Annotated in this window: 17 protein-coding genes, 1 tRNA gene, 1 other RNA gene and 1 pseudogene; 9 read left to right on the top strand and 11 right to left on the bottom strand. The window is 67.1% G+C overall.

Annotated features, from left to right (window positions below):
• Nucleotides 1-49: 49 nt before the first annotated feature.
• Nucleotides 50-3,658 carry a DNA polymerase III subunit gamma and tau gene (locus ACHL_RS03465; protein WP_015935916.1) on the bottom strand — a complete coding sequence of 1,203 codons (3,609 nt, stop codon included), beginning with the start codon at nucleotides 3,656-3,658 and terminating at the stop codon, nucleotides 50-52.
• 51 nt (nucleotides 3,659-3,709) lie between these two features.
• Nucleotides 3,710-3,806, bottom strand: an RNA gene (gene ffs / locus ACHL_RS23475) — signal recognition particle sRNA small type.
• 426 nt (nucleotides 3,807-4,232) lie between these two features.
• On the opposite strand from ffs, the gene ACHL_RS03470 reads away from it, so the two are divergent.
• Nucleotides 4,233-4,320 (top strand) — tRNA-Ser (locus ACHL_RS03470).
• A gap of 81 nt (nucleotides 4,321-4,401) precedes the next feature.
• On the opposite strand, the gene ACHL_RS03475 is transcribed toward ACHL_RS03470, so the two are convergent.
• On the bottom strand, nucleotides 4,402-5,322 hold the full coding sequence (locus tag ACHL_RS03475; protein WP_015935917.1) for an oxygenase MpaB family protein: 921 nt from the start codon (nucleotides 5,320-5,322) through the stop codon (nucleotides 4,402-4,404).
• Between the two features lie 629 nt (nucleotides 5,323-5,951).
• Here ACHL_RS03475 and ACHL_RS24635 point away from each other — a divergent pair.
• Nucleotides 5,952-6,305: pseudogene (locus ACHL_RS24635) on the top strand (M23 family metallopeptidase); the annotation flags it as partial.
• A 266-nt stretch (nucleotides 6,306-6,571) separates the two neighbouring features.
• Here ACHL_RS24635 and ACHL_RS24640 read toward each other — a convergent pair.
• Complete coding sequence (locus ACHL_RS24640) at nucleotides 6,572-6,952, bottom strand: hypothetical protein (RefSeq protein ID WP_244266586.1); 381 nt, start codon at nucleotides 6,950-6,952, stop codon at nucleotides 6,572-6,574.
• A 169-nt stretch (nucleotides 6,953-7,121) separates the two neighbouring features.
• On the opposite strand from ACHL_RS24640, the gene ACHL_RS03485 reads away from it, so the two are divergent.
• A complete protein-coding gene (locus ACHL_RS03485) occupies nucleotides 7,122-7,634 on the top strand; it encodes a glutathione peroxidase (RefSeq protein ID WP_015935919.1) in 513 nt (170 codons plus the stop codon).
• Between the two features lie 164 nt (nucleotides 7,635-7,798).
• Nucleotides 7,799-8,728 (top strand): phosphodiesterase, encoded by a 930-nt coding sequence (locus ACHL_RS03490; protein ID WP_015935920.1) that lies wholly within the window; start codon nucleotides 7,799-7,801, stop codon nucleotides 8,726-8,728.
• Nucleotides 8,729-8,791: 63 nt separating this feature from the next.
• Here the strand turns inward: ACHL_RS03490 and ACHL_RS03495 are convergent, their stop codons facing one another.
• Nucleotides 8,792-10,429: a stealth family protein gene (locus tag ACHL_RS03495; protein ID WP_015935921.1), complete on the bottom strand. Its 1,638-nt coding sequence runs from the start codon at nucleotides 10,427-10,429 to the stop codon at nucleotides 8,792-8,794.
• 106 nt (nucleotides 10,430-10,535) lie between these two features.
• Nucleotides 10,536-11,465 carry a Cof-type HAD-IIB family hydrolase gene (locus ACHL_RS03500; RefSeq protein WP_015935922.1) on the bottom strand — a complete coding sequence of 310 codons (930 nt, stop codon included), beginning with the start codon at nucleotides 11,463-11,465 and terminating at the stop codon, nucleotides 10,536-10,538.
• Between the two features lie 147 nt (nucleotides 11,466-11,612).
• Here ACHL_RS03500 and ACHL_RS03505 point away from each other — a divergent pair, with 147 nt between their 5' ends.
• Both ACHL_RS03505 and ACHL_RS03510 read left to right on the top strand, forming a co-directional pair.
• On the top strand, nucleotides 11,613-11,912 hold the full coding sequence (locus tag ACHL_RS03505) for a type II toxin-antitoxin system VapB family antitoxin (protein WP_171908923.1): 300 nt from the start codon (nucleotides 11,613-11,615) through the stop codon (nucleotides 11,910-11,912).
• Nucleotides 11,905-12,582, top strand: a complete 678-nt coding sequence (locus ACHL_RS03510) for a LytR C-terminal domain-containing protein (RefSeq protein ID WP_015935924.1) — start codon at nucleotides 11,905-11,907, stop codon at nucleotides 12,580-12,582. The genes ACHL_RS03505 and ACHL_RS03510 overlap by 8 nt, the downstream gene beginning before the upstream one ends.
• 66 nt (nucleotides 12,583-12,648) lie before the next feature.
• On the opposite strand, the gene ACHL_RS03515 is transcribed toward ACHL_RS03510, so the two are convergent.
• Both ACHL_RS03515 and ACHL_RS03520 read right to left on the bottom strand, forming a co-directional pair.
• Nucleotides 12,649-13,299, bottom strand: coding sequence for a TetR/AcrR family transcriptional regulator (locus tag ACHL_RS03515; RefSeq protein WP_015935925.1), 651 nt, complete (start codon nucleotides 13,297-13,299; stop codon nucleotides 12,649-12,651).
• Between the two features lie 56 nt (nucleotides 13,300-13,355).
• On the bottom strand, nucleotides 13,356-14,054 hold the full coding sequence (locus tag ACHL_RS03520; RefSeq protein ID WP_043794418.1) for a DsbA family oxidoreductase: 699 nt from the start codon (nucleotides 14,052-14,054) through the stop codon (nucleotides 13,356-13,358).
• Between the two features lie 220 nt (nucleotides 14,055-14,274).
• Here ACHL_RS03520 and ACHL_RS03525 point away from each other — a divergent pair, with 220 nt between their 5' ends.
• Entirely contained in the window at nucleotides 14,275-15,336 is a 1,062-nt protein-coding gene (locus ACHL_RS03525) for a glycosyltransferase family 4 protein (RefSeq protein ID WP_015935927.1), read from the top strand.
• A 60-nt stretch (nucleotides 15,337-15,396) separates the two neighbouring features.
• Nucleotides 15,397-17,577 carry an amylo-alpha-1,6-glucosidase gene (locus ACHL_RS03530; protein WP_015935928.1) on the top strand — a complete coding sequence of 727 codons (2,181 nt, stop codon included), beginning with the start codon at nucleotides 15,397-15,399 and terminating at the stop codon, nucleotides 17,575-17,577.
• A 20-nt stretch (nucleotides 17,578-17,597) separates the two neighbouring features.
• On the opposite strand, the gene ACHL_RS03535 is transcribed toward ACHL_RS03530, so the two are convergent.
• Together ACHL_RS03535 and ACHL_RS03540 are read right to left on the bottom strand one after the other, a co-directional pair.
• Nucleotides 17,598-18,131, bottom strand: a complete 534-nt coding sequence (locus ACHL_RS03535; RefSeq protein WP_015935929.1) for a GNAT family N-acetyltransferase — start codon at nucleotides 18,129-18,131, stop codon at nucleotides 17,598-17,600.
• 15 nt (nucleotides 18,132-18,146) lie between these two features.
• A complete protein-coding gene (locus tag ACHL_RS03540) occupies nucleotides 18,147-19,106 on the bottom strand; it encodes a D-2-hydroxyacid dehydrogenase family protein (RefSeq protein ID WP_015935930.1) in 960 nt (319 codons plus the stop codon).
• Between the two features lie 146 nt (nucleotides 19,107-19,252).
• Between ACHL_RS03540 and ACHL_RS03545 the strand changes: the two genes are divergently transcribed.
• Nucleotides 19,253-20,449 (top strand): MFS transporter, encoded by a 1,197-nt coding sequence (locus ACHL_RS03545; RefSeq protein ID WP_015935931.1) that lies wholly within the window; start codon nucleotides 19,253-19,255, stop codon nucleotides 20,447-20,449.
• A gap of 238 nt (nucleotides 20,450-20,687) precedes the next feature.
• Here the strand turns inward: ACHL_RS03545 and aceB are convergent, their stop codons facing one another.
• A complete protein-coding gene (aceB, locus tag ACHL_RS03550) occupies nucleotides 20,688-22,340 on the bottom strand; it encodes a malate synthase A (protein ID WP_015935932.1) in 1,653 nt (550 codons plus the stop codon).
• Between the last annotated feature and the right edge of the window lie 65 nt (nucleotides 22,341-22,405).

Below are 22,405 nucleotides of genomic sequence, written 5' to 3' on the forward strand. Positions count from 1 at the left end.
ATGTTCTACAGGTCATGGCGCGGACGCCCCGTTGCGGGGCTGGCCGACGTCAGTAGCGCGGAGCTATGGGGCTGCCGTCCGGCGAGCGTTCCTCGATCAGCTTTCCGCCCAGGATACGTTCCACGGCAGCGCGTCCGAAGACGCCGGACTCCTCGATGGTTTCGTCGTCCGCGCTGGGAATGTCCTGCACATACGTAGCCGCGGCTGCGGCCGCCCGTGCGGGAGCCTTGGCCCGTCCGGCTTCGGCTTCGGGACTGTTGGACAGCCTTTGGTAGAGGCTTTGGCGTGTCGCGGCGGCCGGGGCCGGCGCCGTGGCGGTTGCAGGGGCCGGTGAAGGTGCTGCCGATGCCGGTGCGGAAGATGCCATGGCGTACTCGCGGGCCTGTTGCGGCTCCGGGCTGGCCGCCGCCGGCGATGCTGCTGCCGCTGGTGCGGCCGCCGGTGGTGTGGCCGCCACTGGTGCCGACGCCGCCACGGCGGTGCGGGCCGGTCCGGCTGACGGAGTAACGGGGATGGAGGGCGGGGCCTGGGCCGTGGCGGGCTCGTAGTGCGGCGTGCTGGCCACAGGTGTGACACCTGCCGGCCTGGACGGGTTGTCCACTTCCGTGCTGGCTCCACCCGCGGCGGGAGCGGCTCCCACGTTGCTTTCCGTCCCCACAACCCAGACGCCGGGGGCCTGTTCCACAGCGCGGGTCCAGGGGTCGTGGGCGCCGTCCGCCGTGCCCGAAGGCCGCTGCGGGGTCTCTCCAACGGCGGATGCAGCCGGCGCCGGTGAAGAGGCGGGCGCCGAAGCGGACCCCGGTGTTTGGGCGCTCGCGGCGGCCGGTACTGCCGCTGGTTTCCTTCCCTTTGCGGGTGAGGGAGCCCAGTCCATGGGGGGTTCTTCCTCAAGCGGGGGAGCGTCCTCGTCCCTCGGCGGTCCCCAGTCGTCGTCCGAGTAGGAGTAGTCGCCTGCCAAGGCCGCGTAAGGGTCCCCTCCTGCGGCAGCGCTGGTACCTGAAGGTGCGGCGGAACCGGCAGGCCTGTTGGCGGCAGTAGGTGCCTGCGCGCTGCCGGGTGTTCCGGCACCCGACGGTGCGGGCCTGCCGGGGTTACCGTCAGCCCCGGGGGTACCGTCAGCCCCGGGGTTGCCGGGAGCGCGGCCGGGTGCAAGGACATCGGCCCGAGCTCCCTGTGCTTGGTCCCGCGGCGCCGGCGGCATGGAGGCTTCTGCCCGTTCGGCCGCTTGCGCTGCGCCCGTCCCCGCGGGCACGGCGGAGGAACCGGTGCGGGTTGGCTGCGAGGATGCCGCGTTGTGGACGGGACGTCCACCGGCATCAGCAGGTTCAGGCACCGCGGCGGGGGCCGGGGCCAGGCCCCAGGCAACGTCAGCTGAGCTGGCCGTAGCCGCCGGGCTGGCCGTGGGCACCTGCTTGGCCGTAGCTACCTGGCTGGCGGGTGCTTTTGGGTTTGGTTCAGCGCTCGCTTGGCCTGCGCCGGCCGCCACTGCATTGATCTGGCAGTCGATGCCCACCGTTTTGTGGATCGCCTGGCGGAGGTTCTCCGAATGGTCCGCCCGCCCAAAGGCACCGGCGAGACCGGAGGTTGCGAAAGCGAGCGTCAGGACGCTGCCGTCAAAGGCACTGACCTGGGCGTTCGGTTCCACCAGCGCCCAGGTGCTGCGCTTGATTTTGGACAGGGTCTGCAGGACGTCCGGCCATGCACGGCGAAGCACTTCAACGTCGCCCATGCCTGCGGGGCCGCCGGGGGCCGCAGTAACCCGCGGTGCGTCCTGCCCGGCGCTGGAAGCGGTGCCGGGGGCAGGGGTGACGTCGCCGCGACCATGCGACGCTTGGTCTGAACCTGCGGGGGCGGTTGCGTGCCGGGTTGGCGACGAAGCGGGCTGGGCCTGTTCCGAAGCGGGCTGTGGGCCAGTCGCCGCAGCAGCAGGTCCGGACTCGGGCGCCGGTTGGCCTGCACCGGGTTGGACCGGAGAGGTGATGCCTCCCGGGTGGCGCTCGTTGCCAGGCTGATCCACGGGCCAGTCGTTGGTGCTCACGCGCGGGGCGGTCAGCGGTGGGCGGCCATCCGTGGTCGAGGCGGTTCCCGCACCCGGAGCGCCGTGCGCCGTCCGCGGCGAAGATTCCCCCGTTGCAGGACGGGAAGGTGCATCTGGACCAGCCTGGGGCTGGGCCGACGCGAGGGGGGCCCGGGGAGTCTGCCCTTGGGGTCCGTCCGCAGGGGCCGGTGCTGAAGCAGCCTGCGGTACTTGGGCCTGACCAGCGGGAGCCTGCTCAGCGGGAGCCTGCACGCTTGCGGCCTGGCCGGCGGCGTCTTGAGCAGAGGGGGATTGGGCTGCGGGAGCGTGGGGCTCGGAAGCCTGGCCACCGGCGGCCGGGGCAGCCTGTGCTGCCACCGGAATCGCGGCTGCTGCAGGGGTGTGTGGTGCCGAACCGGCACCCAGCGTTCCACTGGCACCCTGGCCGGCGGGAGCCCCGGCGTCGTGCCCGGAGTAGTTCAGCCGACGCTCGACGCGGTCGATGCGTGCAGCAATGCCGCGTTCATTCTGTTCCGAACTTGGCAGCAGGATCCGGGCGCAGAGCAGCTCGAGGTGCAGCCGCGGAGACGTGGCGCCTGTCATCTCGGTCAGCGCCGTGTTGGTGACATCGGCAGCACGGGACAATTCCGCGGCGCCAAGGTTGTGGGCCTGGTTCTGCAGCCGGGCGATCTGGTCCGCCGGCATTCCGCGCAGGATGACCTGGGCGCTCTCCGGCATGGCCTGGACGATGATCAGGTCGCGGAAGCGCTCCAGGAGGTCCTCAACGAAGCGCCGAGGATCGTGCCCGGTTTGGATGACGCGGTCCACCGCGCGGAAAACGGTGGCTGCGTCCGAGGCTGCAACAGCCTCCACAACGTCGTCCAGGAGCGAGGCGTGCGTGTAGCCGAGCAGCGCAACTGCGAGCTCGTAGTCGAGCCCGTTCGGCCCTGCGCCTGCCATGAGCTGGTCCAGGACGGACAGGGAGTCGCGGACGGATCCGCCACCGGCGCGGATGACCAGGGACAGGACGCCGGGGGCCACCGGGACGTTCTCCTGGTTGCACAGGAGCTCCAGGTAGGCCATCAGCGGCTCGGGCGGAACCAGCCGGAAAGGGTAGTGGTGCGTGCGGGAGCGGATGGTGCCAATGACCTTGTCCGGTTCCGTGGTGGCGAAGATGAACTTGATGTGTTCCGGTGGCTCTTCGACGATTTTCAGCAGGGCGTTGAAGCCGGCCGAGGTGACCATATGCGCTTCGTCGATGATGAAGATTTTGTAGCGGTCCCTGACCGGGGCATAGGTGGCGCGCTCACGGAGATCGCGGGCATCATCCACACCGCCGTGGCTGGCCGCGTCAATCTCGATGACGTCGAGGGAGCCGGAACCGCCGCGGGCCAGCTCCACACAGCTTGGGCACACGCCGCAGGGGGTGTCGGTGGGGCCCTCGGCACAGTTCAGGCAACGGGCCAGGATGCGCGCGGAGGTGGTTTTGCCGCAGCCCCTGGGGCCGGAAAAAAGGTAGGCATGGTTGACGCGGTTCTTGCGCAAAGCCGTCATCAGTGGTCCGGTGACATGCTCCTGCCCGATAACGTCTGCGAACGAATCGGGACGGTATCTGCGGTAGAGAGCGGTGGTAACTGTCACAGGAAAAACCCTACCAATCCGGGCCGACATCCTGCCGCCCTGTGGGGGAATAGTAAAGACCCCCCATGCACCCGCCAGAGCCCGTCTACCCTTGCTACCTTCCGGTCCTGGGGGAGTTCAACAGGATGACGCCACATGAGGGGCCGTCAGATACTTTACCCGAACATCGGGCCCGACTCGAATCGGCTGCAGTCCACCGCATCTTCCGCCGGCCCCGCCTGCCCAAGACTGAAAGAGTGAGCACAGAGGGGGGTCAGTTTCATTGCTTATCCCGTTGGCAGCCGCGATCATAGGTATGTACACCGATTGGGGCAATCTCAAGGTTGTGAGCTGTGTGGCCTGGCTGAACGGGCCGGACCCGGCAGCTCAACGGAGTGCATGGAATGGGCGCGTTGGGGGCGCCCATTTCTGGCGCACGGCCACTTTGGGTGGCTTGGCCGTCCGGTCGGGTGGAACCGGCGCAGCCCGCGCCGCGGCGTCCGGACAGTTGCCGCCGCAGTGCCGAAAATGGCCCAATTGGGCGATGCGCGAATCTTCAGGTAATCTAGTATCTGCTTTTGATTCAAGAGCAGCTGGAGAATTCGCCTAGCGGCCTATGGCGCACGCCTGGAACGCGTGTTGGGTTAACGCCCTCGGGGGTTCAAATCCCCCATTCTCCGCCAGCCAGGAACCCGGTCCCACAGTGTGGGGCCGGGTTTTTGCATGTGCTGGCCAGGACGCAGGCGTCCTTAGAGGAAATATGTTCAGGCGTCCGGTGCTGCCATCCCCAGCCGGAGCAGGCGTGCCCGCGCCGCAATCTCGCTTGGTCCCCGGGGACCGAGCGTGAGGCGTACGACGCCGAGGACGGCTTTGGTGGCCAGCCTCACCGGCAGTGGGAACGGGCCCAGCCTCGGGACCGAGAGCCCCAGCATCTCCCGGTAGCGGGGTTCGAGACTGTACACGGCGCCGGCAAAGAGAACACGGTATCCAGGCCGCAGCATCGGGTGCAGGGGAGCCTTTCGGATGAATTCCACCGTCTCGGCGACCCGATGGTCCGAGCGCAGCTGGCCGCTTTCGTACCAGCGGTCCAGTTCTGCCCGCATCTCGCCCTCCGTCATCGGAGGCCGTTCGACCCCCATCAGCCTTCCGGCCTGGGCCCACTCACGTACGTAGGCGTCGGGGCCTCCCGGGACGGGCCCACCCCAGATTTTGTGGGAGGCAAGGAACGCGTCCGTGAAGGCAATGTGGATCCAGCCGGCCAGGTGCGGATCATTGGCGCTGTAGCTGCGGGCTTGGCCATCGTTGTCGTCATAGGTTCCGTGCACGGGTACATGCATGCGGCGCACCCTTCCCGAGGCTTCTTCTGCGGCTTCCCGTGAACCGTACGTCACCGTGAAGATCCAGCGGATCGTGTGGGCAAGGCGGCCCAACGGGTCCTCCCGGAAGTTCGAGTGCTCGTGGACGCCGGTCAACGCCCCCGGATGGAGGGACTGCATCAGGAGCGTCCGGATTCCCGCCACGATTGGGGACATGGAGCCGTGGACGGCCCACACGGCGGAACCAGGGTGGTGGTATCCGGCGTCGTCCCCCTCCTCAAGCCGCACGGCCCAGTCCGGAGGGGCGTCCGACCTTCCGGTGAACGTCCTCCTGATTTCGCCTTGCCACTTCCGAAGAAAGCTCCGCATACCCCATTGTTGCCCGGTTCTGCCGGTCGGTGGGAGAAACCTTTCCTGACGGCACCCCGGGACCGGGGCTTGGGTCCCAGCGCCGGTCCGCCCTGCGGTTTTCCACATAATCCCCGCAATGTGTTGTTGGGGGTTCACACCGGTCCGCCCGTATGGTCCCATGAGATGTACCGTCAAGAAAGCGCGGGTGGCTACCTTCTGGAGCCAGTCAATTGGGCAAGCATTGGGGAACCGGTATGGGCGGAGATGCCCGGCGCTTCAGCCACCCCGCCGCGCGCGCGCTGGTTGCTACCGGTGCTTTGGCGGTGGCTTTCGGTGTGCTGAACCTCAGCGCTTCTTCCACCGGTCTGTGGCCAGGTTCAGCCGACACCGTCCGGACCGCCGCCACACCCACGGCGAATGGGCCGTTAGAGGGTGCTGGGAACAACGTCCAACTTCCCGGTGCACCTGCCCAGGACACCGAGCCGTCCGGCCGCGTTGGTCCCGGCCTGCTGTCCCCGGCAATCCTTACGGATCCCGGGGCTGCCATAGCTTTTCCGCGCCCCCAGGTAGGCAGCTCGGGAGTTGGCTCACAATCCACGGTGTCAATGGAACTGTCGGGCATCGGCAGGCCGCCGGCAGGCTTCCTGATGGCACCGCTGGCCCTCCTCAATGCCAGCTCTCCTTTCGGTTTCCGCACCAGCCCGCTGACAGGGACGGCAGGGGATTTCCATCTTGGCCAGGACTACGCGGCGCCCTGCGGGACATCGGTGTACGCCGCCGATTCCGGCGTGGTGCGGGCTGCCGGCTGGCACCCTTGGGGCGGCGGCAACCGGGTGGAAATTGACCATGGCGACGGCCTCATCACCACCTACAACCATCTTGAGTCGATTGCAGTCCGTGCGGGAGACAAGGTGCAGGTTGGCCAGGCCATCGCACGGGTGGGGTCCACCGGTTGGTCCACTGGATGCCACCTGCACTTCGAAACCATCATGGACGGCCGTTACGTCAGCCCGCGGGGCTGGAGCCTCATGACGCTCCGCGCCCTGGGCGGACCTGCGGCCGGGCCCATGGTTTCCTATGCCCCTGGCGGCGGAGCTTCATCGGGCGCCACGGTGTGGACCATACCTGTGGGTGTGGGAGCGGATCCGTCGGCCGGCCAGGAGGAAACCGCTGCGACGACGACGCCCCCGGCCACTGCGTCTCCGTCTCCTTCCCCGTCGGTAACGCCAGGGCCTACCGGGACGGTCCTGCCGCCGCCGGGAGCGCCTCAGGTACCTTCGCCTTCGCCTACGCCTACGCCTACGCCTACGCCGAGTCCGACGGCTCCGGCCGCGACTCCGACGCCAACGCCCACACCAACGCCGACACCGTCGCCCTCTCCCAGCCCGACGCAGACGCCCAGGCCGACTCCAACTCCCACACCCACGCCTTCAGCACCATCAACAACGCCGTCGCCAACACCTACAGCGCCCACGTCACCCGCCCCGTCGCCGAGCCCGACGCCCACTTCTACGCCCGTGCCAACTCCAACGCCGGTCCCCACGCCCACGCCCACGCCTACGCCAACTCCGACGGCGTCTTCGCCCACGCCGACTGCACCTCCGCCGTCGTCCGCGACGCCCAGCCCTGCGCCGACTTCAACCGTCACCCCGACCCCCACTGCCGCGCCGACCTCAACGCCGCTGCCCTCCGCCACCTTGCCGGTAACGTACCCTTAGGGAGGGAGTCCTTCCAGTCCGGGCCGGACCACCCCCCACGCGTTCAGGAAACACGCAGATGCGACCAGTACCGTGGGCGGTTGGCAACGAAGCACCGGCATGGACAACTACCTGAGGACGCAACGCGTGGCACCCCTGTACCCGATTCACCTGACCCTGAACGATGGCACCACTACCGAGTTCGCCCGGTTCAAGGGGAACGTGGTGCTTGTAGTCAACGTTGCCTCGAACTGTGGTTTCACGCAGCAGTACGCGGGCCTGGAAGCCCTGTACGGCAAGTTCCGCGACCGGGGATTCGAGATCCTGGGCGTCCCCTGCAACCAGTTCGCAGGCCAGGAACCGGGCAGTGACAGCGAGATCGCAGAGTTCTGCGAGCGCAACTTCGGTGTCACCTTCCCGCTGACCGCCAAGGCCGATGTGCGCGGCAAGAACCAGCACCCGCTCTATGCCGAACTGACCAAGTTCAAGACAGGGATCCTTCCGGGACTGGTGAAGTGGAACTTCGAGAAGTTCCTGGTGAACCGCGACGGCGATGTGGTGGCACGCTTTGCACCCACCGTGGAGCCGGATTCTGCAGAGGTCATCGACGCGATTGAAAAAGCACTGGGCTGAAAAGTAGGCTTTCTCCCGAATTTGCCCTGCAGAAAGCGCAGATCTTTTAGGTTTTTCCACATCGGCTCCGGCGATTTGCCCAAAGTTTGCCAAATGTCTGATTGGATAAATATTACTGAGGGGTACAAGGGAAGCGCCGTTTCCCACCGACCACAGAGGTAGCAATGGAGCACATCGAGGCCGAACATCCCCGGCCACGCCACTTCCTACTCCACCTGAGCGATCCCCATTTGTTGGGAGGTCCGGAACCCCTGTACGGCGTCGTTGACAGCGAAGCCCGCCTTGCGCAACTCTTTGAAGAGGTCAAGGCGTCCGGGGCAAGGCCGGAGGCCGTCATCTTTACCGGCGATCTTGCCGACAGAGGCGAACCGGGCGCTTATGCCAAGCTTCGCGCGATTGTTGATCCCGCCTGCAAGGAGCTTGGCGCCGAGGTCATCTGGGCCATGGGCAACCATGACAACCGCGCCAATTTCCGCGAGGGCCTGCTGGACCAGCCCCGCGATGACGCTCCGGTGGACAACAGCTACTTCATCAACGGCCTGCGGGTCATCACCATGGACACCACCGTCCCCGGGTACCACCACGGGGAGCTGTGCGGGTCCCAGCTGGAGTGGCTGGCCAGGGAACTTGAGACGCCTGCCCCGGACGGCACCATCCTTGCCCTGCACCATCCGCCCGTGCCCTCGGTGCTGGACCTGTCGGTGCTGGTGGAACTGCGTGACCAGGGGTCGCTGGCCGCGGTGGTCCGGAATTCGGATGTGCGGACCATCCTGGCCGGTCACCTGCACTACTCCACCACCGCTACCTTCGCCGGGATCCCGGTGTCGGTGGCCTCCGCCAGCTGCTACACCCAGGACCTCAACGTCCCGGTCGGCGGCACGCGGGGGCAGGACGGCGGCCAGGCATTCAACCTGGTCCACGTGTACGAGCACACGATTGTGCACTCGGTGGTCCCGATGGGAACTGCGACGACGGTGGGCGAATATGTGACAGCAGAAGAGACCGCGCGGCGCCTCGAGGCCGCCGGGGTCCGCATCCCCGAGACCGCGAAGCAGCGCACCACGTCGAGGACAGGCGCCACCACCGGGCGTTGACCGTTGGCTTTGCGCTGACGCCATGAGGGGCAGTGCCGCAGCGCGGGCTGCGGCACTGCGGTGCTACTTCTCCCAGGGCGCCTTGATGGGGTAATACTTCTCCAGGAAATCCGTGACCAGTTCGGCGCGCTCATCGGCTGCGACTTCCGGGAAACTGCCGTCGTTGAGGCAGAAGAAGTCCATGTTGCGTTTGGACAGCAGCTTGGGCAGGTAGTTCAGCCCAGCCCGCATGGTGGTGTCCACGTAACGCACCTTGGCCGCGGTCTGCGTAACGGCCCTCCCGGTCAGCAGCGCGTAGTAGTGGTAGAACGAGTTGGTCACCGAGATATTGTCGGCTGCCCTGAACCTGCTGGCGGCGGTCTTCCGGAACTCCTCCGGAAACTCCTCCTCCATCTGCGTGATGAGGCTCCGGCGCAGCGGCGCGGCAGTGTGCTCCAGGTGGCGGGTGGTGATCCGGCCGAACCTGTTCCACAGCAGCTTTCGGTTGACCCGTGCCGCGTTCTCGAACCCGCTGCGTTCGGCGGCGTTGTCGCCCAGGCCAATCCTGGTTTCCGCCTCAATGAACTTCGTGATGCCGCCGGGGGTGAAGAACAGGTCCGGGCTCACCGGCCGGCCGAAGAACATATCGTCGTTGGAGTACAGGAAGTGCTCCGAGAGCCCGTCTATATGGTGCAGCTGGCACTCGACGGCCTGGGAGTTGTGGGTGGGCAGCACCGAGGGATCGGAGAAGAACTCCTCGCTCCGGACGATAGTCACCGAAGGGTGTTCTGCCAGCCATGCCGGGGCAGGGGAGTCCGTGGCGATGAAGATGCGGCGGATCCAGGGCGCGAACATGTAGACAGACCGCAGCGCGTACTTGAGCTCGTCGATCTGCCGGAACCGGGCTTCGTGGTCGTCACCTTCGCCCAGGACGGCGTCCTTCTGCTGGGCACGCCGTGCAGCAATGTACTCGGGGGAGCTGCCGTCTACCCATGAGAAGACCAGGTCTATGTCGAAGCTGATGTCGCTGGCGTGGTCGGCGAACATGTTCTCGATGGTGGGCCAGGTGTGGCCGTAGCGTTCCACCGTTCCGCGGACCGCGTCCTGGCGCAGGAGGGTCCGGCGCGTCAGCGAGTTTTCGATGGGCAGGATGATCTGCTCGCCCTCGAAGGACCACAACTCGATCTGCACACCGGCGGACGCGCCGAACTCAAAGCCGCCCACGGGTTCCACGCGGGGCCGGTAGAGGCGGAAAATGCGCGCCTGCCTGTTGGAGGAAAGTTCGCCGTCCGCAACCAGGACGGACGTCTTCTTCTTGGCGTCAACGGTCATGGAGTAGAAGGGCTCGTCCCGGCAGGCTTCCACCAGGGCGGCCCGGAGCTTCTTCCGATCGCGCCAGCCCAACGCGATGACGGGCCTGTCATTGTTGCCACGCACCAGGAGGTACGCCAGCCCCGCGTTGGCCAACACGTTTCGCAGGAACAGCAGGTCTTCCACCATGGCCTGGTAGGGCGTCCTGTTGTCGTTGACGACGGCGTAGCGGCCCTTGTGCCGGATCACGTCAGGGCGGAGCCTGAACCGCTGTTCAGCCTCGGCCGAGGTCACCTCGGAATGGAACTGTTCCTCGCTTGAGGGCTGTCCGGCGTAGTAAACCTCGTCCTGGACCGGTGCTTCTGTGATGGTTGTCTCCGTGCTGGTCAAAGTAAGCCTTTCTACCTGCATGATAGCTGCGCGGGGGAAACAGCATGTTTCGCGTGCGTCGGCTGCCCGCGTCAAGCGGGATGTGGCGGACCTCCCGGGACCGGGTGCCGCGGGGGAGGGGCCGGCGTCAGGCGCCCAGTGCCTCCCGCCAGCTGCGCAGGAAGGCGCCGCCGGCGTCGTCGTGAATGACCGAATCTGAAAGTCCCAGGTCCCTGGCCGTCAGGATATCGTACGGCTTCTCCGGGACGCCGTCAGCGGGGCGGACGTCCACATGCTTAACCGGGTGGTCGTTGTGGTGCAGCCAGTCGGCCATGGCGTAGTCGGTCCGGGAATCACCAACGGTCCGCCAGGCCTCCGGCGTGATGCCCTGGGCGGCCAGCAGTTCCACCGCCCGGCTCGCCCCAAGGTCCTTGCCAAGCCGCACCGACTCAATGTCGGTGGAGATGATGGTGGGGTCCACGCGGTAGTCCACGTCGTCGTCGGAATCCGGCGCGTGGTGGCCAAGGCGCACCACGCCCAGTCCGTGGCGGGCCATCAGTTCCATGGCGTCCGCGTCAAAGAGTTTCTGCTCGGCAAGGTAGTCCGCGCTGGCCACCTCGATGTGCTGCTCCACGGACACCATGGCCCGCTTGGTTTCGTCGAAGAACATGTGCGCGCTGTAATCTTCCGCGACCAGGCGGCGGATGTCGTCGCCGTAAGCGGCAGGGACGGCCAGTTCGCGGTCAACGTAGACGGGACCCGGGCCTGCGGCGGTGTAGCTGAACCACACCGCGCCCTTTTCGCAGACAGCATGGATGACGGTGCCATCCGGGATGCCCGCAGCGAGCATCGGCTCCATGACCTGCTCGCGAATGAAGGCATCCGAGCGGCCGGTGTTGAAAATGACGGGGATGCCGGCGGCGGCCAGTGCCACAAGGTCCCCGATGATGTCCGGTTTGACGTCGCGCGTGACCGGGCTGGCTATCGGACCGTCCACATCCAGCAGGAGCGCCAGCGGCGGGGTTGACGGCAGGCGGGTTCCGGTCACGGACACGGCGGGGGCTTCGGATGCTGTCATGGAGCCATTGTCTCAGTTGGGTGGTCAACTCCCCGCCCCGGCGGGCCAAAGGTCACCGCGTGTGACATGGTCACCGTTTGGCATCAACCTCAAGGCGGCACGGCCGGGTACTTCCGCTGCCGTCGGCAGGATGCCTAGGGTGGCATGGTGATATTCAAAGCTGTGGGCGAGGGCCGCCCTTACCCCGACCATGGTTACAGCACACCCAAGGACTGGGCCTCGCTGCCGCCGCGGCCGGTCCGGCTGGACGAACTGGTAACCACCAAGCGCACCCTGGACCTGGAAGCGCTGCTGGCCGAGGACTCCACGTTCTTCGGCGACCTGTTCCCGCACGTGGTGCAGTACCAGGGCACCCTGTACCTGGAGGACGGGCTGCACCGCGCGGTCCGGACTGCCCTGCACCAGCGCACCGCCATCCACGCCCGGGTCCTGGTGATAGATGGCTAGGAAGAAGAAGCCGCAGGACGTCAGCGTCCTGCATGGACACCATGTGGTCAGCGGGCAGGAGCTGCGGGCCACGTTCGACTCCGGCCGGAACGCCGATGACACCGCACGTGTACGGCGCCGGGTGCTGCACGGCGTGGTCCTGGTGCTCCTGATCGGACTGATCGCAGCGGGCATTATCACGGCCCTTGCCATCATCAACGGGAAATTCAGCATCCCCTCTGCGGAGCCTGCCGCAAAGACCGTCAGCGCCTGCCCGGCCGCAACGTTCGACTACACGCCAAACCAACAGGTCAACCTCAACGTCTACAACTCCACCAGCAGGCCGGGGCTGGCGAAGTCCGTGGCGGATGATTTCCTGGCGCGCAAATTCGTGGTGGCTACGGTCGGGAACACCGAGCCGAGCTACCGCGGGGTTGCCGCCGTGATCTCGGGAGCTGCCGGTCAGTCCGCAGCCTTCAGTGTCCAGCGGAACCTGCCGGGCTCGGACTATTTCCAGGACAGCCGGACGGACGGCACAGTGGATGTCATTCTTTCGCAGGATTACCGGTCTCTTGCTCCGGCGGAGCTGGTGGACCAGACGCCGGGCACGCTGAGCTGCCCCAGGGAAAGCCGGAGGGTGGCGGACGATGACATGTGGCCCGTGATGCCCTCGGCGGCGCCGGCCTCCTGACGCCCGTTGCCCTATCAGTTGGGGTCGTTAAAACCTGTTTTTGGGGACCCGAAGTGATGGGGCAACTCAGCCGGCCACGGCGCGAAGCGGAGCCAACCGCACGGGCCGGCCGTCGTCGTCGAACCTTGCCCCGGCGCCCAGCTGGATGAACCGCACGGTCCGCGCCACCCGCGCTTCCAGCTCCGAGGGCTCGTCGCTGCCCCGGGCCGCGCTTGAGGACAGGGTGCCCAGGATCAGCTGCGACTGCTGGCCCACATCCGCGGCAGGCAGGTAACCCTGGTCCATGCCGTCAAGCAGGATGCCCTGCAGGAGGACGCTCAGCTCACCGACGTGATCGGCGAGTTTGGCAAAGGACGACGGCGAGAGCACCGCGCCCATGGCGGGTCCGGGCGGCAGGTGGCGCCGGGTGAGGTCCTCCACCTGCGCGCGCACGTACAGGGCGAGCCGCTCCACCGGATTGTCCAGCCGGCTCAGCGCGTCCCGCAGCTCCGTGAGGAACTTTTCCGTCTCCTCCAGGGCGTAGGAGATCAGTAACTCTTCGATGTCCGCGTAGTAGTTGTATACCGCGGTGCGCCCCACGCCGGCGTGCCGGGCAACATCGGTCATGGTCAGCCCGGGCAGGCCGTGCGAGAAGAGCAGTTCGCCGAAAGCCGTCAGGATGCGGCGTTGGGTATCGGCGCGTTGTGCTGCGTTGGTGGCCGCTGAAATCCTGGGCATACAGACACTTTACCGCGATGTGTCACTAAACGGTGACTGCCGCTCCTGCAGCCGGATCAGACGCTGCAGCCGTCCGGGCCGCAGGCTTCGCCGTCGCCGGAATTGACCAGCACCAGGGGGTTGGCGTCCTGCCATGCCTGGTTGAGGGCAGCGGTGAAGGTTGCGGCGGGCTGCGCTCCGGAGAGGCCGAATTTCCGGTCGATGACAAAGAAGGGAACCCCGCTGATGCCCAGGGCGCGGCCTTCCTCGAAATCGTTGCGGACGTCGTCGGCGTACTTGTCGGTGGTGAAAAGCTCCTCCACGTCGGCGTCCGGCAGGCCCAGATCGCCGCCGAGCGCGGTGAGGTAGTCCCGGCTGCCGATGTCCTTGCCATGCTCGAAGTGGTCGCTGAGCAGGCGCTCCTTGGCTGCGTCCTGCCTGCCGTGGGCGGCAGCCAGGTGGATCAGGCGGTGCGCGGTAAAGCTGTTGGCCACCGCCACTTTGTCGAACCGGTACTCCAGGCCTTCACCCTTGGCCTGCTCCGCAACGTGGTCAAACATCTGGGAGACCTGCTGCGGTGCCATGCCCTTGCGGGTGCTGAGGTACTCGAGTTCGGTGCCGTCATAGTGCTCGGGGAGGCCGGGATCCAGCTGGTAGCTGCGCCACTGCACCTCAACCGCGTCACGGTGGGGGAACTCGGCCAGGGCCGCCTCGAAGCGCCGCTTGCCGATGAAACACCACGGACAGGCAACGTCTGACCAGATCTCAATCTTCATGCTGGGCATAACCGGGGCCACCCGGCAACCATTCCGGGCACCGGTGTGAGATACCCCACGGTAGGCCTTGTGGGCCGCCGCATCCTGCGGAATAGTCTGATCCAGAGGTCAAGCAGAAGGCCACACAAAATCGACAACACGCCACCGTGGCAATGCTTGCCGCGGAGGGGTGCCGCCCGGCCTGCTGGGGAGCCCGGCCCGTCTCACCTGGGAGGCCAGGATGCGGATTGGTCTGGTTTCAGGACCCTGGATTCCCGTTCCACCGGCAACGTACGGCGGCACCGAGCGCGTGGTGGATACCCTGGCCCGGGGCTTCGCCGCCGCCGGTCACGAGGTGCTCCTGGCGGCGCCGCTGGAAAGCACCTGCCCCGTACCCCTGCTGCCGGGCATGCGGACGGCGGACTATGGGGGTTTGGGCACCAGCCTCTCCGAGCTCAGCCACGTAGTCAGGGCTTACGACGGGCTGCAGGATGTGGACATCATCCATGACCACACCATGGCAGGCCCGCTCTACGCCCACCGGCCCAAAGGGGTTCCCCTGGTCACAACCATGCACGGGCCCCTCCACGCCCAGGCCGCCGACATTTACCGGGCCATTGCGCGGACCGCGGCCGTGGTTGCAATCTCCCGCGACCAGGCCTCGCACGCTCCCGACGTCCCGGTCACCCGAGTGATCCACCACGGCATGGACCTTTCCGCGGTTCCCGTGGGCACCGGACGCGGCGGGTATCTGTGCTTCGTCGGAAGGTCGTGCCCGGACAAGGGCCTCCTGGAGGCGATCAACATTGCCCGGGACGCCGGCATGCACCTGAAGATCGCGGTCAAGATGCGGGAACCGGAGGAAATGCGCTTCTTCCGGGACATGATTGAACCCATGCTGGGCCCCAACGAGGACTTTGTGGGGGAGGTGGAAGACGCGACCAAATACCGCCTGATGGGGGAAGCCGTGGCATTCCTCAATCCCATCCAATGGTCCGAGCCGTTCGGGCTGGTCATGATCGAGGCCCTTGCCACCGGCACCCCGGTGGTCGGCACGCCCGTCGGAGCGGCCCCGGAAATCGTGGAGCATGGCCGGACAGGCTTCCTGGGTGGCACCGGGCAGCTGGCCGGCTTCGTCCCGGCGGCGGCGGGGCTCGACCGGGGAGCCTGCCGCAGTGCGGTGCAGGCGCGTTTCAGCGCGGAGCGGATGGTGGCGGACCATCTGCGGCTCTACGCCGAACTTCTTAGCGGGAGGCTTCCGGCGGGGGTTCCGCATGCCGCCGCGGTGGACCAGAATCGATAGGGCTACGGTGCTGCCCGGACTGTCCGGGCAGCGCTTCGCCGCCTGAGAGGGGAGTCCCTGATGACCGCCTGGAACGCCGACAACGAAGCCTCCGTGTCCGATTCCGGATCAGTCACCGTCCTGGAAGGCTCTTCCTTCTGCATCTCGTCCGGGAGCGGAGATATCCCGTCCGACGGCGGAACGAACGGTGCGTTCTTCCAGGACACCCGCATCATTTCGGGTTGGATGCTCCGCATCAACGGTGCGGTCCGCGAGCCCCTGACGGCACAGCGTCCGCAGCCCTTCAAGGCGACGTTCGTGGGCAGGGCGACGTGGCCCGGGGGCAGGTTCGACAGTCCCCTTGTGGTCCGGCACGTGCGTCATATCGGCCCCGGAATGCAGGACGACATCACCCTGGAAAACTACGCCGCCGAGCCGGTGGACTGCGACATCGAGCTGCTGGTGGAGGCGGACCAGGCAGACCTGTTCGACGTGAAGGGCAGCCGGGCCACCGGGGGCGACGACACAACGCGCACCGTCACCGACGGGAAACTTGTCATCGAAGCCGTGCGGCACGGCCAGCAGCGGGGAACCGCCATCGGGGCCCGGGGAGCCGAGGTCACCCTGGAGGGCCTGCGTTTCCGCGTCACCGTCCCTGCAAGGGGGAAATGGGCCACCAGCATCATTGTTGTGCCGCTGGTCAACGGTGTGGCTCCCGAACAGCCCTTCCGCGAAGGCCAGCTGCCGCACCACCGGGAAGGGGTGAGGCGGCACCTGGACTGGGAAGAAGGCGTCCCGCGGATCCATGTAGAGGACGCCAGCCTCCAGGACCTGCTCAACCGCAGCCAAAGCGACCTGGGCGCGCTGCGCATCTTCGACCCCCACCACCCGGACCGGGCGGCCGTCGCTGCCGGCGCCCCCTGGTTCATGGCCCTGTTCGGCCGGGACTCACTGCTGACCTCCTACATGAGCCTGATGGTCAACCCCAACCTCGCCCTGGGCACGCTGCAGACCCTGGCCGGCATCCAGGGAAAGAAGGTGGACAACGATTCCGAGGAGGAGCCCGGGCGCATCCCGCACGAGGTCCGGCTGGGGGTCACCGCCGGCTTGTCCCTCGGCGGCACGGCCTACTACGGCACCGCAGACGCCACCCCGCTGTTCGTGGCCGTCCTCGGTGAACTGAGCCGCTGGGGACTGTCCAAAGACGTGATCCAGCCGCTGCTCAGCCACGCGGACCGGGCCCTGGAATGGATCGAGAAGTACGGCGACCGCGACGGCGACGGGTTCGTGGAGTACCGGCGCCCCAATGACCACGGGCTGGTCAACCAGGGTTGGAAGGACTCCTGGGACGGCATCAACTTCGCCGACGGGACCATCGCCGAACCACCCATCGCCCTCTGCGAAGTGCAGGCCTACGTCTACTCGGCGTATCTGGGCCGCTCCCTGCTGGCGCACTGGGGCGGGGACTCAGAACTTGAACACCACTGGGCTGCCAAGGCAGCGGCTTTCAAGGAAGAGTTCAACAAGAAGTTCTGGCTGCCGGACAAAGGCTACTTCGCCGTCGCACTGGACAAGGACAAGCGCCCGGTGGACGCCCTGACCTCCAACATCGGGCACTGCCTCTTCTCCGGCATCGTTGACCGGGACAAGGCGCAGTCAGTGATGGAGCACCTGATGTCCCCCCAAATGTTCACGGGGTGGGGCATCCGCACGCTCGCTTCCGACATGGGGGCCTACAACCCCGTCAGCTACCACAACGGGTCCGTCTGGCCGCACGATACCGCCATGGTGGCCACCGGCCTGATGCGCTACGGGTTCGTGGACGAGGCAAAGCGGGTGGCCCTGGGGGTCTTCGAAGCAGCCGAACATTTCGACAACCGGCTGCCCGAACTTTTCTGCGGCTTCGACCGCGGCGAGTTCCCCGGACCCGTGCCGTACCCCACCGCGTGTTCGCCGCAGGCCTGGGCTGCCGCGGCGCCCGTCCAGCTGGCGCGGATCCTCCTCCGCTTCGACCCCGTCTTCACCCGCGGGGTGGTGCACCTGGCACCGATCCTCCCGGACACCGTGGGCGCGTTCAGGGCCGAAAACGTCCTGCTGGATTCTTCCCGGGTCACCATCACTGCAAACGGCACCAGCGGCAGCATCGACGGACTGCCCCCGGGACTGAAGCTCCTGGCCCGGCCGCGCCCGCCACTGGCGTACCCGCCGGGAAGCCCGGAGGCCGCTTCCGAGCATGCCGGGCTGAACCAGCCCGGTACGTAGGCAGCCCGGTTCGAAGGCAGCTATGGGAGGGCACGTTCCAGGACGAAGTCGTGTTCCACGGTGCTGCCCAGCCGGAAGGACTTGGTGCCCACCTTCCGGAACCCGGACTTCCCGTAGAAGCGGATCGCGCGGGCATTCTGGCTGTTGACGCCCAGCCAGATCCCGGCGCGGCCAGCCTCAGCGGCAGCCCGCACGCTGGCATGCATCAGTTCTGCGGCGGCCCCCAGCCCGTGGTGTTCAGGATGGACATAGCACTTGCTGAGTTCAACCGACGGCGTGAGCGTAAGGGCAGACGCCACGTCCGGGTCCGACGCCGGCCGGTCCACCAGCAGGCTGTACCCGTTGAGCCGTTCGCCGCTGTCCAGAACCAGGATGGTGATGTCCGGATCGGCGAGGTAGCCCCGGAAATGGTCCTCACTGAGCGTGTTTGCCAGGTGCGCCGCGATGTCCTCAGGCGAGGACGACGGCGGGCAGGCCAGCGGAAAGGTGACTGCCGCCAGCTCGGCCAGCGCGCCGGCGTCGTCCGTGGTGGCGCGGCGGATGGTGTGGCTCATTCGTAACCTCCCGGGTCAGGCGGTGATGGTGCGGATGGGGGAGCCCGCCAGCCAGGCGGTGACGTCCTCGAAGGCGCCGCCGTAGAACTGCCGGTAGCTTTCCTGCGTGACGTAGCCCAGGTGCGGTGACAGGACGGTGTTGGGGGCCGCCAGCAGCGGGTGGCCGGCCTGCAGGGGTTCCTGGTCGAAAACGTCCAGGGCGGCGCCGCGGATCCAGCCCTCGTTCAAGGCCCGGATCAGCGCCTCCTGGTCCACGAGGGGGCCGCGGGCGGTGTTGACCAGGATGCCTTCGGGACCCAGCAACCTCAGTTCCTGCTCACCCACAGTGTTCTCCGACCGCGGGGAGAGCCGCAGGTGCAGGGTGGCGACATCGGACACGCGGAACAGTTCCTCTTTCGATACCAGCCGCACACCGGCCTCCACCGCGGCCTCGGCAGTGAGGTTCTGGCTCCACGCCACCACCTCCATGCCAAACGCATGGCCGTAGCCCGCGATCCGGCGGCCGATCTTGCCCAGCCCCACCACTCCCAGGGTCTTGCCCGCCAGTTCGACCCCTACGGTTTTCTGCCAGGAGCCTGCCCGCAGCGAGGCTTCCTCGGCCGGAAGGTGCCGCGTGATGGCCAGGAGCAGCGCCCAGGTCAGCTCCGGCGCTGCCGTTGGCGACCCCGGTGTTCCGCAAACCGTGACGCCGTGGTCCGTGGCTGCGGCGACGTCGATGGACGCGTTGGCCATCCCCGTGGTCACCAGCAGTTCGAGGGCGGGCAGTTTCTCGAACACCTCGCGCGGGAAGGCGGTCCGCTCCCGCATGGCGATCACGATGGTGGAGCCGGAGAGTGCCGAAACCAGCGCATCCTGTGAGGCAAAGGGTTCGCGGAACGTGGAAACTGTGACCCCTTCTGCTTCCAGGGCCGCCCAGTCGGCGTAGCCATGGGCCACGTCCTGGTAGTCGTCGAGGATGGCAAGGCGGTGCGGCATGGCGGTGTCCTGTCCTTCGCGGTGTCCGTTGGGGGCAGGTTCATCCTAAGCCTGGGGGTCACGCGATGCCCTGCGGAACCTGCGCCCCTGCGCGGCGTGATAGCAATGAAGGTGATGAGTGACTTCCTGTTCCCCCTTTACGCCCCGTGAGCGGCCGGCTGCTTTCCCGAATTCCCGGCAGCTGGATCCTGCTCGCCTGCATCGGCCTGCTGGCACTGAACCTGCGCGGGCCATTCGTGGCCGTCGCACCGGTGGTGGGTCCCATGCAGGCAGAACTGCATTTCTCTCCGGTGGTGCTGGGACTGCTGACCAGTATTCCCGTGCTGTGCTTCTCGCTCGCTTCGCCGCTGGCGTCCCTGGCTGCGAGGAAGTTCGGCGCCGAGTTTGCCGTGAGCCTTACCATCCTGGGCGTCCTGGTGGGAGTGCTGGTGCGGTCCGCGGGCGGACCCGCCCTGGTGGTTGCGGGGACCGTGATCATTGGCCTGGCCATCACGGTGGGCAACATTGCCGTGCCGCTTATCATCCGCCGCGACTTCTCGCCCTGGCGGCAGGGGACCGCCATGGGCATCTACACCGCCGCCCTGAACATCGGCTCGTTCCTGACATCCGTGGCCATGGCGCCCCTGGCTGAATGGACCGGCTGGCGTACCGCCCTGGCGTCGGTGGCCCTTCTGGCCGTGGCCGCCATCGTGGTGTGGACGCTGGCAGTGGGACCGCGGACGGCGTTCATTGCCTCCGCTGCCGAGGACGCCGGCGAGGCCAAGCTCCCGCCGGTGGCCGGCACCGGCTGGATCACCTTCGGACTGACGGCCGGCTTCGGCGGCCAGGCCTTCTCCTACTACGGGGTCACCGCCTGGCTGCCCAGCTACCTGCACGACGAGCTGGGCATGTCCGCCGCGGAGGCCGGTGCTGCGTCCTCGATCTTCCAGATCCTCGCGATCGTGGGCGGGCTCGGCGTGCCGTTCGCCGCAAAATACATGAGCACGACGGCGGTGGCGGTCACCTTGGGCGTGTTGTGGACGGCCGTCCCGGCCGGGCTGCTGCTGATGCCGCAGCTGTGGTGGCTTTGGTCCACCTGCGGTGGAATCGCCCAGGGCGGCGGCATCACCATCATCTTCATCGCCATCATCCGGCTGGCCCGGAACCAGGCCATGGCCGGCAAGATGTCCGCCACCGTGCAGGGACTGGGTTATTGCCTGGCCGCGGTTGCCCCGCCCCTGGTGGGCCTGGTCCACGACGTCTCGGAGTCCTGGACGCCGGCGCTGCTGGTCATCCTTGCCTCGGTGCTGACCTTCTTCGTCAGCACCACCCTCTCCGTCCGCAAGGTGCCGCGGGGCCGCTAAGGCGCGCGCCGCCGTCGGACATCCCCTCGGCACCGCCGGACGCGCGCTCACTTTCGGGCGTTAACCCAAGGACGCGCGCTCACTTCCCTGAGAGAAGTGAGCGCGCGTCCGGCGTTTTCCCGCCGCAAGTGAGCTGGGGTGCAAAGGGGTTCCGTTGCCGGGCCGGCGCCCCGGATCTCGGGGAGCCTGTTGCGAAGGGCGTGCCGGCCCGGCGGACGGAAGTCTGGTCAGCTGCGGGTCACGCCGCTGCGAGCTCCTCCACGGTGGCCTTTTCGCGGGCCTCGGTGAGGTAGCGGGCGTAGGCCGGGAGGGTGAGGAAGGTGGGGAATTCCGTGGCGAGGGTGACTTCCTCGAAGATGTCCCGGGCGTCCTCGAAGCGGTCGCCGTCGAAGCGTTCCAGCCGGGCGAATTCGCCGTCCAGCAGTTCCTCCACCCATTCGTGGGTGATGATCTCGCCGTGATCGGTGATGGCCCGGGCGTAGATCCACTGCCACAGCTGGGAACGGGAGATCTCCGCGGTGGCGGCGTCCTCCATCAGGTTGTGGATGGCCACTGCGCCGTTGCCGCGCAGCCAGGACTCGATGTAGCGGATGCCCACCTCGATGTTGTTGCGGATGCCCTGCTCCGTGATGGTGCCGTGCAGGGAGGCGATATCGATGAGGGCGCGGTCGTCCGGGGTGACGTCATCGCGGAGCTTGTCCAGCTGGTTGGGGCGCTCGCCGAGGACGGCGTCGAACACTTCACGGCAGATGGGCACCAGGTCCGGGTGGGCCACCCAGGAGCCATCGAAGCCGTCCCCGGCCTCGCGGGTCTTGTCCGCGCGGACTTTCTCGAGGGCGTTGGCGTTGGCCTCCGGGTCCTTGCGGTTGGGGACGGCGGCGGCCATGCCGCCGATAGCCATGGCGCCGCGCTTGTGGCAGGCCCGGACCAGCTGTTCGGTGTAGGAGCGCATGAACGGGGCGGTCATGGTCACCTGGCCGCGGTCCGGGAGGACGAAGCGGGGGCCGCGGGTGCGGAAGTTCTTGATGATGGAGAAGATGTAGTCCCAGCGGCCGGCGTTCAGGCCCGAGGCGTGGTCCCGCAGTTCGTAGAGGATCTCCTCCATTTCGAAGGCTGCGGTGATGGTTTCGATGAGCACCGTGGCGCGGATGGTGCCCTGTGGAATGCCGAGCAGGTCCTGGGCCAGGATGAAGATGTCGTTCCAGAGCCGGGCTTCAAGGTGGTTCTCGATCTTCGGCAGGTAGAAGTACGGGCCCTTGCCCTGGGCCAGCAGCCGGCGGGCGTTGTGGAAGAAGAACAGGCCGAAGTCCACGATGCCGCCGGCGATGGGTGTGCCGTCGATGAGCATGTGCTTTTCGGGCAGGTGCCAGCCGCGGGGGCGGACCACGATGGTGGGCAGTTCACCCGCCGGCTTCAGCTTGTATTCCTTGCCCTCGTCGCTGGTGAAGTCGATCCGGCGTTCCAGGGCATCGGTGAGGTTCAGCTGGCCCTTGATGACGTTACGCCAGGTGGGGGTGGAGGAGTCTTCCATGTCCGCGAGCCAGACCTTGGCGCCGGAGTTCATGGCGTTGATGGTCATCTTCTTGTCCACCGGGCCGGTGATCTCCACGCGGCGGTCTTCCAGGCCCGGGGCCGGGGGAGCGACCCGCCAGGACGCATCGTTGCGGATGTGCTCGGTTTCGCGGAGGAACCGGGGGTCCTGGCCAGCGGCGATGTTGGCGCGGCGGGTCCTTCGTGCCTGCAGCAGCTCCTGCCGCCGCTCCGCAGTGGCCCGGTGAAGCTTGGCGATGAAGGCCAGGGCGTCAGGCGTGAGCACTTCATCCTGCCGGCAAATGGGCTGGGCGGTCATGGTGATGCCGTTGATGGTGAAGCTATCGGTGAAGCTGTTCATGGAAATCTCCTGGTAAACCCCGGTTGCCCTATCACTTTTGGGTGCCAAACGGGCCTTTTAGGGGC

It is taken from the genome of Pseudarthrobacter chlorophenolicus A6, assembly GCF_000022025.1.
Taxonomy (GTDB): Bacteria; Actinomycetota; Actinomycetes; order Actinomycetales; family Micrococcaceae; genus Arthrobacter; species Arthrobacter chlorophenolicus.